Below are 12,587 nucleotides of genomic sequence, written 5' to 3' on the forward strand. Positions count from 1 at the left end.
GGGGCGGGGGGGCGGCGGGGCGGCGGACGGCTCAGCTCCGCTGGGCCGGCACGGGCGAGGCCGCGACCCGGGCGCGGCGCAGCTCACGGGGTACGCCGACGTGCCCGTCGGCGGAGACCGGCGCCTCGACCAGCACCGCGACATCGGCCGGCACGTCGCGGCCGCCGCCGCGCTCCGCGAGCCAGCGGGCCGCCGCGACCGTGCCGAAGGTGTGGGAACCCGCGACCACCACGATCCGCCGTCCGGGTGCGAACGGGCTGGGTGCGCGGACCACGTACCCGAAGTCGCTGACGACGCGGTCGCCGAGGACCCGCCCCTCGAACTGCTCCTCGCCCCAGGCGATGACGTTGCCGTCGACCCGCAGCGGCAGTCCGGGCAGGGCGTCCAGCGCCCGCCCGGTCACCTCGTTGGTCTTGGGGCCCCCGAGCAGCAGCAGGTCGGCCTCCAGGTCGCGGCCGGGCAGCCCCTCCGAGAGGCTGACCTGCTGGAGGTCCACGTCGCGGTAGGCGCGCACCAGCCGGGGCACGAGCAGCGACATGGCGCGGACCTGGCCGACGCCAGTGGTCGGACGGGTGTACTGGCCGGTGTCCACCTCCGCGGAGCTGGACACGACCATGATCAGCCGGTCCGCCGCACGCTCGAACCGCCAGGTGCGGCGGGCGGGCAGCCGCTTCACCAGCAGCCAGCGCGCCCAGCCGGCGCCGGCGGTCAGGCCGCCGCCGACCAGCAACGACAGCGACTGGTCTCGGACGGTCTCGGCCAGGAGTTCCACGGTTCCGGCGAACATCCGGTCACAGTACCGGCGCCGACCGACACCGTCACCGCGATACCCACCCGCAACTCCGGGCGAGTGAGCAGCACTTGACCGGTCGTCCGCCGCGGGGCCCGGCCGTCGCACCGTCACGGGTGCCCCGGAGCACACCCCGTACGTGTTGAACCTGCCCGGCCCCGCGGCGCAGAGTATGACGATGACCCCTGACCTGGTGCTGCGCGGCGGCACGCTCATCGACGGAACCGGCGCGGCCCCCCGGACGGCGGACCTCGCCGTGACCGACGGCCGGATCACCGCCGTCGGCCCCGACGTCCCCGCCACCGCCCGGCGCGTCCTCGACGTCTCCGGCGCTGTCGTCACCCCCGGATTCATCGACCTCCACTCGCACGCCGACTTCACCGTCATGGGCGAACCCCGCGCCGAGACGCAGCTCCTCCAGGGCGTCACCACGCTGGTGACCGGCAACTGCGGCTTCTCACCCTTCCCCGTGGTCCCGGAGCACGCCGAGGAGCTCCGCGCGCTCTGCGGCTTCCTGGACGACGGCCTCACCTGGGAGTGGACCACCGCCGCCGGCTGGGCGGCCGCCGTGGAACGGCTTCCGCTCGGCGTCAACCTCGCACCGCAGACCGGCCACGGCGCGCTGCGCGTCGCCGCCGTCGGCACCGAGGACCGGACGCCCACCGAGGCGGAACTCGCCGCCATGCGCCGCCTGATGGCGCAGACCGTCGCCGACGGCGTCGTCGGGTTCTCCACCGGCCTGATCTACCCGCCGGGTCGCTACGCCGCCACCGCCGAACTCGCCGCCCTCGCGCGGATCGCCGCCGACCACGGGCTGCTGCACAGCACGCACATGCGGGACGAGAGCGCCCACCTGGCGGCCGCGGTCGAGGAGGCCATCTCCATCGCCCGCAGTACCGGCGTGCGGCTGCAGATCTCCCACCTCAAGGCGGCGGGCGTGCCCCACTGGGGGACCGTGGGCGACGCGCTGCGGCTCATCGACGAGGCCCGCGCCGACGGCGTGGACGTGGCGGCCGACCAGTACCCGTACACCGCCTCCTCCACCACCCTCACCACCGTCCTCCCCGGCTACGCCCTCGACGGCGGGGTCGCCGCCCTGCTGCGGCGCATCGCCGATCCCGAGCAGCGCGCCCGGCTGGTGGCCGACCTGACGGCGGGGGAGGCCGACGGCTCGTTCAGCCCGGACCGCGTCACCATCGCCGAGTTCCCCGAGGGCGCGGTCCCGGACCCGGGCCGGCTGGTGGGGCTGACCGTCACCGAGGCCGCCGCGGTGCTCGGCACCTCGCCCGCCGACGCCGTCCTCGACCTGCTCGCCGCCCACGAGGGGCAGATCGCCTCGATCCACCACTGCATGGCCGAGGAGGACGTCCACCGGGTGATGAGCCACCCCGACGTCGCCGTGGCCAGCGACGGCTGGATTCTCCGCACCGAGGGCCGCGGGCGGCCGCACCCCCGTAGCTTCGGCACCTTCGCGCGGGTGCTGGGCCACTTCACCCGGGAGAAGGGCGTCCTCGCGCTGCCGGAGGCGGTGCGCAAGATGACCGGGCTGCCCGCCTCCCGGCTCGGCTGGACCGACCGCGGCGTGGTGCGGCCCGGCGCCGTCGCCGACCTCGCGGTCTTCGACCCGGCGGCCGTGACCGATACCTCCACCTTCGCCGACCCCTGGCGGACGGCGACCGGGGTGGTCCACACCCTGGTCGGCGGCCGGCTCGCCGTGACCGACGGGCGGGCCGCGGAGGCGGGCGCCGGGCGGGTCCTGCTGCACGGCGGCACCGGTGGGGACGGCCCGGTGGGCTGAGCCGTCGGAGGCCGCCGCCGGGGCGGCGACACGCCGGGGCGGTGCGGTTGACGAGCGGTGGAGCGCCGCCCGGTCTAGGCTCGGTGCCGTACCGAACGCCACGCGACGCCAGGAGGCCGCCATGAGCAACGACGGAGCGACCGACCGCCTGAAGGGCAAGGCCAAGGAGGCGATCGGCAAGGTCACCGGCAACGAACGGATGAAGTCCGAGGGCAAGGCCGACCAGGCCAAGGGCAGCGCCAAGGAAGGCGTCGAGGACCTCAAGAACCGCGCCGCCGGCATCAAGGACTCCCTGACCTCCGAGAACAGGGACGACGAGCGCCGCGACTGACCGGCGCCCGGCCGCCGCTCGGCAGGCCGATCGGACACCCGAAGAAGACCGAGGGCCCCGGTGACGGGGCCCTTCGTCATGCCCGACACTGGTGAGGACGCCGCGCACCGCCCCACCGCCCCCGCGCGGTGGATCGAGCGCTTTGCCTCTGAGGCAAGAGCTTTGCCTTCGGGGTAAAGAACGTGGCGTAATGGGGTCATGGCACCCCTCCCTCCCGGGTCGCCCCCGCCGCCCGTCCGGCCGGGCGCGGACGTCCCGGCCATCGCCCCCCGCCTGCGGGAACTCCGCCGCGCCGCCGGCCACACCCTGGAAGCCGCCGCGGCCCGCCTGGAACTCTCCCCGGCCCACCTCTCGCGGCTGGAGACCGGGCTGCGTCAACCGTCCCTGCCACTGCTGCTGGCGCTCGCCCGGGCCTACGGCACCACCGTCTCCGAACTGCTCGGCGAGACCACGCCCGAGCAGGACCCGGTCATCCGCGGCGACCGCCAGGAGGCGGCCGACGCCGGCGGCTGGACCTACCGGCAGGCCGGCGGCAGCCACCGCGCCATGCAGGCGCTCCGGGTCCACGTCCCGCCCGGGACCCAGTCCGACCTGGTGCGGGTCCACCCGGGCGAGGAGTGGCTGTACGTCCTCGAAGGGCGGCTCGCGCTGACCCTGGGGGAGTCCTCCCAGCTGCTGGAGCCCGGCGACTCCGCCCACTTCGACAGCATGACGCCGCACCGCATCGGCGCCGCGTCACCCGGCGGCACCGACCTGCTGTTCCTCCACACCCTGCTCCAGGCGCAGTCCGGTGCCCTCTGCCTCGGCGGCGGCGTGCCGGGCGGCGTCGACCCGGGCCCCGGCACCACCCCGACCGGAAGGCGGAAACCGTGACCAGCCAGACCTCCGACACCAGCGGCACCCCCGTGGAGCCCGCGGCGCCCCGCCGTGCCCCCGCCAAGGTGGGCCACGGCGAGGAGCGCGAGAACGGCCGCTCGCCGCGCGGGCTCCTGATCCGCCTCTTCCTCTACCTGATCGGCGGGCACGTCTTCGCCGGCTTCCTCTACCTGCTGTTCGCCGTCGGGAAGTGACCACGGCGGCTCGGCACACCGACGGGGTCAGCCACCGCCGTCGTCGAGACGCTCCAGCACCTCGCCGTCGGTCAGCACGAAGAAGTCGGTGAAGAAGCAGACCACTCCACCGGAGTGGTCGCGCCCCACCCACGTGGGGTAGTCCCCGTTGCCGTGACCCGCGGCGAAGGTGACCGGGCGGGGCAACGGGGGCGACCCGTCCCGCGGCGTTCGGTTCGCGCCCGGGCCGACGAGCGCCGGCACCCCGGACGCGTCGACGAAGCCCCCGGTGCCGTGCCGCACCGAGTACCCGAAGAAGTCGTCCGCCGCGAGCCCCGCCGGGTCCTGCCCCTCGCCCACCGCCATCTCCCAGCGGGCCACCGGCGCCTCCCGGACCACCACCCGCGCCCCGGCGACCAGGGTGAGCGCCGGCAGCGGGCCGTCGGGCGGCAGATCCGCCAGGTGCAGCACCACCGGGTGGGCCCCCGGCCGCACCCGCGCCGTGAACGCCGGGCCGACCTCCCCGGGCCGGACCAGTTCACCCGCGACGAGCCGCCCGGTCGGCAGCGACAGCAGCGCCAGCCGCTGGGTCCGGACGACGGCGATCCGCCCGGTGTTCATGACGAGCCGCGCCCCCGGGGAGAAGGGGTACGCGAGGTCGCACGGCTCCTTGGGCATGCCCGTTCCTCTGTTCCTGGTCCGTTCCGACGAATGCCCGCGCACTCCGACAGCGAGTGCGCGGACGGGACGCGGAGGCGTGACGCAGCCCCGGCCGTGCCCCCCCGGGGGCTGCCCATGATGCCGGAGAGCGACGTCCGACACGGCACGCACTCAACAGCTCCACATCGCGGCGCCGCTCGCCACGTTGACCCCCGGCGGTCCCGGCCGCGGGGCGCGGCACCGCCGCTCACCTCCTGCCCCGGTCATCACAAACGCTGCCCCCGGGGCAGGGTCAAGCGCGCGGGTCGTCCACCCGCCCCGCGCTTCCGCTGAGCCGCTCCCTGTCGCAGGATGGACGCATGAGGAGCGCAGCCCGGCCATGACGACCCACTGGAGCACCCGCCGACTCGCCGAACTGGCGGGGACGACCGTCAAGGCGATCCGCCACTACCACGCCGTCGGCCTGCTCGCCGAGCCCACTCGCGGGTCCAACGGCTACAAGCGCTACGGCACGCCGCACCTCGTGCGGCTGCTCCAGATACGGCGCCTGCGGGAACTGGGGCTGACCGTGGCGCAGATCGGCGCCACCGGCGGCTCCGGCGACGGGTTCAGCGACGCGGTGCGGACCCTGGACGCCGAACTCGCCGCCGCCATCGAGCGGCAGCAGGCCGTCCGCGCCGAACTCGCCGAGCTGCTGCGCCACGAGGCGACGGCCGACGTCCCGCCGGGGTTCGAGGAGGTCGCACCGCGTTTCACTGCGGCAGACCTCGCGCTGGTCACCGTCTCCTCGCAACTGTTCAACGAGGTGGCCGTGCGGGAGATGCGAGAGATGTCGATGACCCACCGGCAGTTCGACGACGAGTTCGACGCCGTCCCCGACGACGCCGACGAGGCCGCCGTGCGCGACCTCGCCGTCCGTCTCGCCCCGGTCGTCCGCGAGATACGGACGACCTACCCCTCGTCGGCCGACATGGGCGCGTACGCCCTCGGCGAGAGGACCATCGCCGTCGCCGTGATGGCACAGACGGTCGCGGACCACTACACCGCCGGGCAGATCGCGGTGCTGCGGGAGGTCAACCGCATCCTGGCCGACGACCCCGGCTCGGAGGAACCAGCGGCGGGCGGGCCCGGCCCGGACCGATCGGGACACTGACCCGGTCTCTTCCCGGCCGCCCCGCCCCCTCCCCGCAGCGGTGCGGCGCACCCGGCGCGGCTCCGCGGCCCCCACCGCGGGCGGGGGTGTGCCCGTCAGCGCGCGCGGCGGACCGCGCGCAGCTCCGCCAGCGTCTCCTCGGCGAGAGCGATCGCCCGGTCGAGCCGCTCGTCCGAGCCCCCGAGGGCGACGCCGCCCGCCGGCCCGAGAGAGCCGTCGGGGCGTCCGGTGCCGCTCTCCGCCCCGCCGGTGCGCGGCGCGCCGGGCTGCAACGCGAGGTCGAAAGCGATGCGGTCCGAGCGGTGCCAGGTGGAGAACTCCTCGACCGGGCTGCCGTCCTGGTCGACGCTCATTCCCTCCAGCAGCAGCAGGGGGGCGCCCGCCGCCACGCCCAGTACCGCGTGCAGCGGCGGCGCCGCGGCGACGGCGCGGATCGTACGCCGGCCGTCGGCGACCCGGCGCCCGGTCACCTCCCCGACCAGGTGGTGGAGCGAGGTGTCGGTGAGCGCCGCCCGGTCCAGCGCGCTGCCGATGGCGATCGGCAGATAGGTGCGGATGAAGGCGGCAGGCTCGCCGTCCACCCGCCGCAGCCGCTCCAGCACCGTCACCCGCTCGCCGAGCGCGGTGACGTGTTGCGGCGGATCGGCCTGCTCCAGCCGCAGCACCTCGGTGGTGGTGCGCGCGCCGCGCTGCTGGAGCTGGGCCATGAGACCGGAGGAGAGGTCGACGTTCCGGTGCAGCTCACCGCGCGGGGCGACGACCGTGCCCCGGCCCTTCGCACGCCGCACCAGGCCCTCCGCCTCCAGCGTGGCGAGGGCCTGGCGCACGACGGACCGCGAGACGGAGAACTGCTCCTGGAGCGCGCTCTCCGAGGGCAGCAGGTCGCCAGGGCTCAGCTCCCGGTCGTGGATGCGTCCGCGCAGGTCCTCGGAGATCCGCGCGTGCAACGGCGTCCTGGCCACGTGTGCTCCTCGTCCCTCCCGGGGCGGGGCGGCCCGGGGGTCGTCAGTCGGCGTCCGGCGTGCTCTCGGCGGCCTGCGCCGCGCGCCACACATGATCCCACCCGGGTGCGAGGTCGGCCGCCCGCTCGGCGGCGAGCACCAGGCTCGCCTCGCGGGCGACGCCCTGGCCGGCGATGTCGAACGCCGTCCCGTGGTCGACCGAGACCCGGACCACGGGCAACCCGACGGTGATGTTCACCCCGTCGTCGCCGTAGACCGCCTTGAACGGCGCGTGGCCCTGGTCGTGGTAGCAGACCACCACCAGGTTCCACCGGCCCTTCACCGCCTGGGGTATGAGGGCGTCGGCGGGCAGCGGGCCGTGGACGTCGAGCCCGGCGGCACGGGCCCGTTCCACGGCGGGGGCCAGCACGTCGGCGTCCTCGTGGCCGAAGATCCGGTTCTCGCCGGCGTGCGGGTTGAGCCCGGCCAGGCCGATCCGCTCCCCGGGGCGGCCCAGGGCACGGGTGAAGGCCCCGGCCAGGGTCAGCACGGCGTCGGTGCGCTCGGGGGTGACGCCGTCGATCGCCTCGCGCAGCGAGACGTGGGTGGTGAGGTGGAAGAAGTAGAGGTCGCCGGCGGACAGGACCAGTGAGAAGTTCCTCACCGCGAACTCGTGGGCGAGCAGTTCGGTGTGGCCGGGGAAGCGGTGGCCCGCGGCGTGCATGGCCGCCTTGTTGAGCGGGGCCGTCACGATGCCGTGGACCGCGCCCTGCTTGGCGAGTTCCACGGCGGTCACCACGTAGCGGTGCGCGCCGTCCCCCGCGTCGGGGTGGATCTCGCCGAACGGCACGTGCGCCAGGGACGGCCCCGCCTGCACCACCTCGATGAGCGCCGGGTCGTTGGTGGCCTCGCTCGGGTGGTCCAGCACGCGCACGGCGGCCGGGTCCGCGCCGATCGTCTCGCAGCCCCGCCGGAGGGAGTCGGCGTCGCCGACCACCACGGGCACGCACCGCTCGCGCAGCGCGGGGTGGTGCAGCAGGGTGCGGGCGGTGATCTCGGGGCCGATTCCTGCCACGTCGCCGACAGTGAGGGCGAGCACGGGCCTGGTCATCGAGAAGTCTCCGTTCGGGTGGGGGTGCGCAGGGCGCGCAGCAGCAGGGTGAGGGTCGTGTCGTCGCCGAAGCCGCCGGCCTTGGTCACGACGGCCAGGCCGTCGCGGGTGCCGCCGGCGACCCGGCCGTCCGGCACCCCCTCCAGCAGGGTGCCGCGGACGGCGATGCCGTGGGCGCCCACGGCGGTGAGGAAGGCCTCCGCGCCGTCGCCGCCGACCAGGACGACGGCGTCGAAGGGGTGGTCGCCGTGGTCGGCGTCGGCCAGCAGGTGTGCCGCGTGGCCGGCGAGCGCGGCTGCCAGCTGCGCGGAGTGGCCGGGCCGGGCGCGCTCGTCGGGGGAGAGCAGGATCACCGGGCCCTCGCCGGCGGCCGGTGCGGGTGCCTCGCCGCGCAGCAGTGCGTCGGTCGTGGTCCGCACCACGGTGGCGGTGGTGTCCGCGCGCTCCGCGGCGGCCACCTGGTCGCGGGCGACCAGGTGGTGGGAGGAGACGAGGACGAGGGGACGGAGTGCGGCGGGCGGTTCGGCCGCGTGGTCCGGGGGTGTGCCGTCGGTGCGCCAGAGCGCGGCCAGCGGTGCGGCGAGCCCCGCGGAGCCGGCGGGGACCGCCCGCGGCCCGAGCAGGACGATCGCCTCGGCGAGCCGGGCCAGTTCGGCGTCGGTACCGGCGTCGGCGGCGACCACCGCGCCGTGCCGGCTCGCGGCGTCGATCGCCCGGGCCCACGCGGCGGCCGTCGGCGCGACGGGGACCGGGACGGCCCCCGGCACCAGTTCCGTCAGCAGGTCGGTGGTGACGGGCGTGACCGGGTCGCGCCCGGCGGGGGAGAGGGTGACGGACTCCCCGTGCACCAGCAGGCGGCCCTCGTGGACGGTGCGGCCCATCGCCGGGTAGGCGGGGGCGAGCACGACCACGGCGCCGTCGGGCGCGGCGGCGAGGGCGCCGGCGATCTGGGCGGCGACGGACCCCCGCAGCGTGGAGTCGGTCTTGAGGTAGAGGTGGTCGTCCGCGGCGAGCCGCTCGGCTGCGACGGCGGTCCGGGTCGCGGTGGCGGCGCCGTCGTGGTCCAGTGCGCGGGAGTCGGTCGACACGGCCGTCGCCTGACCTGCCGCCCGACGCGGTCCGGTTCCCTCCGCCCCGAGGCGGAGGGTGGTGCTCCACCCGGCGAGGGCGAACTGCACCCCGGTGTCGTTGGCGCCGGTGAGGTCGTCCGCGACGACGAAGGCCCGGGTCACAGCCGGACGTCCGTGTCGTCGTCGCCCGATCGTCCGACAGGGGGCTCCCCGGGGGCGTCCGTCTTCTCGTCGGTGACCTCCCGGCCCTCCTCGTCGACCACGGTGAGGCCGCCCTGGCGCTTGAGCACCCACGAGGCGATCAGCGGCGCGAGGATGGCGGTGATGAGGGCGGACGCGGCGACCTGGGCGGTCGCGGTCTCGACGTACGGCGCGAACTGCGGGTCCGCGGCGCCGACGATGGCCGGGGTGGCGATGGCGTTGCCCGCGGTGGTGCCGGCGGCGAAGCCGAGGCCGCTCTTGGCGCCGCGGCGCAGCACGTAGCGGTAGCCGAAGTAGACCAGCGCGCCGGTGAACGGGGCGACGACGGCGCCGACCAGCAGACCGGAGGCGCCGCCCCGGACGACGTTGCCCAGGTCGATGCCGGTGCCCAGGGCGAAGGCGAAGAACGGGATCACGATGCTGGGGGTGCTCCGCATGACCTCGCGCCACTTGGGGTCGAGGTTGCCGACCAGCATGCCCAGCACGAACGGGATGATCGCGGCGAGCAGCAGCGTGCCGGGGATGGCGGCGAGACCGGAGACGCCGAGGAAGACCATGGAGAGGAACGGCCCGTCGTTCACCGCCGAGGAGACGTAGGCGCCGCGGTCCCGCTTGTCGCCGTACCGGCCGGTGAAGGCGAGCCACAGGCCGCCGTTGGAGTTGTCGACCGCGACCAGTAGGGCGAGGATCGACACCCCCGCGATGCCGTCCAGGCCCACGGCCAGGCCCAGCAGCACCACGGCGGTGGCGGGGATCAGCGACTTCGCGGTGAGGATCACGGCGGCGTGGGCCAGGACGGGGCCGCTGGTCCGCGCGGTGACGTGGGTGCCGGTGGCGAAGATCAGCAGCGCGATGAGGGCCAGCGCGCCGTCCTTGAACAGCGCCGTGGTGAAGCTGCCGATCTCCAGGGCGGGCATGGCGAACGTCCCGACGATGGAGCCGAGCACCAGCGGGATGAGCATGAGGCCGCCGGGGAGGCGGTTCATGAAGTCGAAGATCGGGACGATCGTTCTGTCGGTCGCGTCGTTGCGGGTCATGGGCTCTCCGTCATCGGGACAAGCACGAACGGACAGCGTGTCCGTACATGTTGTATGTACGTTGCGATGTGGATGGTCGCCGTGTCAACCCGTCGAACGTCCCCGACCGCGGATCGCCCCGCCCGCCCGCACCTCCGGAGCGCGGTGGCCGCCGCTCCGCCCCCAGCAACGCAGAACCCCTCCGCTGCCCGGTCCCGGGCGGCGGAGGGGTTCGCTGGGGTACGTGCGGATCACACGTCGAAGTACAGCTCGAACTCGTGGGGGTGCGGGCGGAGCTGCATCGGGGCGATCTCCTTCTCCCGCTTGTAGTCGATCCAGGTCTCGATCAGGTCGGAGGTGAAGACGCCACCGGCCTGGAGGTATTCGTTGTCCTCCTCCAGCGCGGTCAGCACCTCGGGCAGCGAGGTCGGGACCTGCGGGATGCCCGCGTGCTCCTCCGGTGCCAGCTCGTAGAGGTCCTTGTCGACCGGCTCGGCGGGCTCGATCTTGTTCTTCACACCGTCGAGGCCGGCCAGCAGCAGGGCGGAGAAGGCCAGGTACGGGTTGGACGACGGGTCCGGCGCGCGGAACTCGACGCGCTTGGCCTTCGGGTTGGAGCCGGTGATCGGGATGCGCATCGCGGCGGAGCGGTTGCGCTGCGAGTACACCAGGTTCACCGGGGCCTCGAAGCCGGGCACCAGGCGGTGGAACGAGTTCACCGTCGGGTTGGTGAAGGCCAGCAGCGACGGCGCGTGCTTGAGGATGCCGCCGATGTAGTAGCGGGCGGTGTCCGACAGGCCGGCGTAGCCCTGCTCGTCGTAGAAGAGCGGCTGGCCGCCGGTCCACAGCGACTGGTGGACGTGCATGCCCGAGCCGTTGTCGCCGAAGATCGGCTTCGGCATGAAGGTCGCGGTCTTGCCGTTGCGCCAGGCGACGTTCTTGACCAGGTACTTGAACAGCATCAGGTCGTCGGCCGCGGCGAGCAGCGTGTTGAACTTGTAGTTGATCTCGGCCTGACCCGCGGTGCCGACCTCGTGGTGCTGGCGCTCGACCTCCAGGCCGGCCTTCACCATCTCCAGGGTCATCTCCGCGCGCAGGTCGGCGAAGTGGTCGACCGGGGGAGTGGGGAAGTACCCGCCCTTGTACCGGACCTTGTAACCGCGGTTGCCGCCGTTCTCGATGGCACCGGTGTTCCAGGCTCCGGCCTCGGAGTCGATGTAGTAGTAGCCGGCGTTGGCCTTGGTCTCGAACCGCACGTCGTCGAAGACGTAGAACTCGGCCTCGGGGCCGAAGTAGGCGGTGTCGGCGATACCGGAGGAGGCGAGGTACGCCTCGGCCTTCTTCGCGATGTTCCGCGGGTCGCGGCTGTACGCCTCACCCGTGATCGGGTCGTGGATGAAGAAGTTGATGTTGAGCGTCTTGTCCTTGCGGAACGGGTCCAGGCGGGCGGTGGTGAGGTCCGCGACAAGCGCCATGTCGGACTCGTGGATGGCCTGGAAACCGCGGATCGAGGAGCCGTCGAACATCAGCTGCTCGGCAGGGTCGAACGCCTCCGCGAGGACCGTGACGTGCTGCATGGTGCCCGGCAGGTCGCAGAAGCGGACGTCGATGAACTTGACGTCGTTGTCCGAAATATACTTCTTGATCTCGTCGGCGTTCTGGAACATCCGGAGTCCTCCTTGCCCGCCGCGAGGACGGGGCGTTGCAGCTCGATGGGCAGCCCAGTGCGGTGACCTGCCGGGGCCGACCCTAGGAACAGGGCATTACTCAGGAATGACTCACCTGTTTCGCCGATGTTAACCGGACAACTTTCCGAAAGTGGTGAGGCGGCACCGGGCGCCGGGGCGGGTGCGGGCCGGTCGCGGGAGGCCCGGCCCGAGGCGCTACCGTGGTCGGGTGGACAAGCGCCAGGCAATGGGATCGTGGCTCTCCGGCCCGCGAGCGGCGGCCGAGGAGATGGGTGTCGAGTTCGGCTACCGGGGTGAACGCCTCGGCCTTCCGGAGGACGGCCCCGGCTCCCTCGCCGGCCCCGGCCGCCGCATCGGCGCACTCGCTCTGGACTGGGCGCTGTGCATGCTGATCGCATACGGTCTGCTCGCCGACGGTCAGGCCTCGCTCGGCAACTGGACCCTGCTGGTCTTCGCCGTCACCGCCGTCCTCACCGTCGGAACTGTCGGGTCCACCCCCGGCAAGCGGCTGCTCGGCCTGCGCGTCCTCTCGGTCCACGGCGGCCGGCTGAGCTTCCCCCGCGCGGCGCTGCGCACCCTGCTGCTGGTGCTCGCCGTCCCGGCGCTCATCTGGGACCGTGACCAGCGCGGCCTCCACGACCGGCTCGCCGCCGCGGTGCAGGTCCGCATCTGACCACCGCGCCCCCCCGGGGGCCGCTCCTGACGCCGCCCCGTTTCGGCCGCAGCCGCGCCCGGTGCCGGCCCCGCGCCTGCCCGGAGCCGAGCGGGGCGGCGGCACC

General features: G+C 74.2%; 13 protein-coding genes. 6 read left to right on the forward strand and 7 right to left on the reverse strand.

Annotated features, from left to right (window positions below):
* Positions 1-31: 31 nt before the first annotated feature.
* Complete coding sequence (locus HCN56_RS17975) at positions 32-787, reverse strand: hypothetical protein (RefSeq protein WP_167972399.1); 756 nt, start codon at positions 785-787, stop codon at positions 32-34.
* A gap of 181 nt (positions 788-968) precedes the next feature.
* Between HCN56_RS17975 and HCN56_RS17980 the strand changes: the two genes are divergently transcribed.
* The 4 genes from HCN56_RS17980 to HCN56_RS27450 all read left to right on the forward strand — a co-directional run bounded on the left by HCN56_RS17980 (position 969) and on the right by HCN56_RS27450 (position 3,989).
* Positions 969-2,588, forward strand: coding sequence for an N-acyl-D-amino-acid deacylase family protein (locus HCN56_RS17980; protein WP_167972401.1), 1,620 nt, complete (start codon positions 969-971; stop codon positions 2,586-2,588).
* A 121-nt stretch (positions 2,589-2,709) separates the two neighbouring features.
* Positions 2,710-2,919 carry a CsbD family protein gene (locus HCN56_RS17985; RefSeq protein ID WP_167972403.1) on the forward strand — a complete coding sequence of 70 codons (210 nt, stop codon included), beginning with the start codon at positions 2,710-2,712 and terminating at the stop codon, positions 2,917-2,919.
* A gap of 198 nt (positions 2,920-3,117) precedes the next feature.
* Positions 3,118-3,792 carry a helix-turn-helix domain-containing protein gene (locus HCN56_RS17990; protein ID WP_167972405.1) on the forward strand — a complete coding sequence of 225 codons (675 nt, stop codon included), beginning with the start codon at positions 3,118-3,120 and terminating at the stop codon, positions 3,790-3,792.
* Entirely contained in the window at positions 3,789-3,989 is a 201-nt protein-coding gene (locus HCN56_RS27450) for a DUF6126 family protein (RefSeq protein WP_209312885.1), read from the forward strand. The genes HCN56_RS17990 and HCN56_RS27450 overlap by 4 nt, the downstream gene beginning before the upstream one ends.
* Before the next feature lie 27 nt (positions 3,990-4,016).
* Here the strand turns inward: HCN56_RS27450 and HCN56_RS18000 are convergent, their stop codons facing one another.
* Positions 4,017-4,646, reverse strand: a complete 630-nt coding sequence (locus tag HCN56_RS18000; RefSeq protein WP_167972407.1) for a DUF4241 domain-containing protein — start codon at positions 4,644-4,646, stop codon at positions 4,017-4,019.
* Positions 4,647-5,007: 361 nt separating this feature from the next.
* On the opposite strand from HCN56_RS18000, the gene HCN56_RS18005 reads away from it, so the two are divergent.
* Positions 5,008-5,781 carry a helix-turn-helix domain-containing protein gene (locus tag HCN56_RS18005; RefSeq protein WP_167972409.1) on the forward strand — a complete coding sequence of 258 codons (774 nt, stop codon included), beginning with the start codon at positions 5,008-5,010 and terminating at the stop codon, positions 5,779-5,781.
* 95 nt (positions 5,782-5,876) lie between these two features.
* On the opposite strand, the gene HCN56_RS18010 is transcribed toward HCN56_RS18005, so the two are convergent.
* From HCN56_RS18010 to glnA, 5 genes are all read right to left on the reverse strand, one after another.
* Complete coding sequence (locus HCN56_RS18010) at positions 5,877-6,743, reverse strand: GntR family transcriptional regulator (RefSeq protein ID WP_209312882.1); 867 nt, start codon at positions 6,741-6,743, stop codon at positions 5,877-5,879.
* A gap of 43 nt (positions 6,744-6,786) precedes the next feature.
* The gene (gene pdxA, locus HCN56_RS18015; RefSeq protein ID WP_167972413.1) at positions 6,787-7,833 is read right to left on the reverse strand and encodes a 4-hydroxythreonine-4-phosphate dehydrogenase PdxA; all 1,047 of its coding nucleotides are present in this window, start codon (positions 7,831-7,833) and stop codon (positions 6,787-6,789) included.
* Complete coding sequence (locus HCN56_RS27295) at positions 7,830-9,065, reverse strand: four-carbon acid sugar kinase family protein (RefSeq protein ID WP_167972415.1); 1,236 nt, start codon at positions 9,063-9,065, stop codon at positions 7,830-7,832. Before HCN56_RS27295 ends, pdxA begins: the two co-directional genes overlap by 4 nt.
* Positions 9,062-10,141: a 2-keto-3-deoxygluconate permease gene (locus HCN56_RS18025; protein WP_167972417.1), complete on the reverse strand. Its 1,080-nt coding sequence runs from the start codon at positions 10,139-10,141 to the stop codon at positions 9,062-9,064. The genes HCN56_RS27295 and HCN56_RS18025 overlap by 4 nt, the downstream gene beginning before the upstream one ends.
* 230 nt (positions 10,142-10,371) lie before the next feature.
* Complete coding sequence (gene glnA, locus HCN56_RS18030; RefSeq protein ID WP_167972419.1) at positions 10,372-11,787, reverse strand: type I glutamate--ammonia ligase; 1,416 nt, start codon at positions 11,785-11,787, stop codon at positions 10,372-10,374.
* A gap of 229 nt (positions 11,788-12,016) precedes the next feature.
* Here glnA and HCN56_RS18035 point away from each other — a divergent pair, with 229 nt between their 5' ends.
* Entirely contained in the window at positions 12,017-12,481 is a 465-nt protein-coding gene (locus HCN56_RS18035) for an RDD family protein (protein ID WP_167972421.1), read from the forward strand.
* Positions 12,482-12,587: the final 106 nt, after the last annotated feature.

This window comes from Streptomyces lonarensis (genome assembly GCF_012033735.1).
GTDB lineage: Bacteria > Actinomycetota > Actinomycetes > Streptomycetales > Streptomycetaceae > Streptomyces > Streptomyces lonarensis.

What these genes read in the sequence shown, in the direction of transcription:
- HCN56_RS17975 (WP_167972399.1), bottom strand. Translation starts at nt 787, where the DNA reads ATGTTCGCCGGAACCGTGGAACTCCTGGCCGAGACCGTCCGAGACCAG.
- HCN56_RS17980 (WP_167972401.1), top strand. Translation starts at nt 969, where the DNA reads ATGACCCCTGACCTGGTGCTGCGCGGCGGCACGCTCATCGACGGAACC.
- HCN56_RS17985 (WP_167972403.1), top strand. Translation starts at nt 2,710, where the DNA reads ATGAGCAACGACGGAGCGACCGACCGCCTGAAGGGCAAGGCCAAGGAG.
- HCN56_RS17990 (WP_167972405.1), top strand. Translation starts at nt 3,118, where the DNA reads ATGGCACCCCTCCCTCCCGGGTCGCCCCCGCCGCCCGTCCGGCCGGGC.
- HCN56_RS18000 (WP_167972407.1), bottom strand. Translation starts at nt 4,646, where the DNA reads ATGCCCAAGGAGCCGTGCGACCTCGCGTACCCCTTCTCCCCGGGGGCG.
- HCN56_RS18005 (WP_167972409.1), top strand. Translation starts at nt 5,008, where the DNA reads ATGACGACCCACTGGAGCACCCGCCGACTCGCCGAACTGGCGGGGACG.
- pdxA (WP_167972413.1), bottom strand. Translation starts at nt 7,833, where the DNA reads ATGACCAGGCCCGTGCTCGCCCTCACTGTCGGCGACGTGGCAGGAATC.
- HCN56_RS18025 (WP_167972417.1), bottom strand. Translation starts at nt 10,141, where the DNA reads ATGACCCGCAACGACGCGACCGACAGAACGATCGTCCCGATCTTCGAC.
- glnA (WP_167972419.1), bottom strand. Translation starts at nt 11,787, where the DNA reads ATGTTCCAGAACGCCGACGAGATCAAGAAGTATATTTCGGACAACGAC.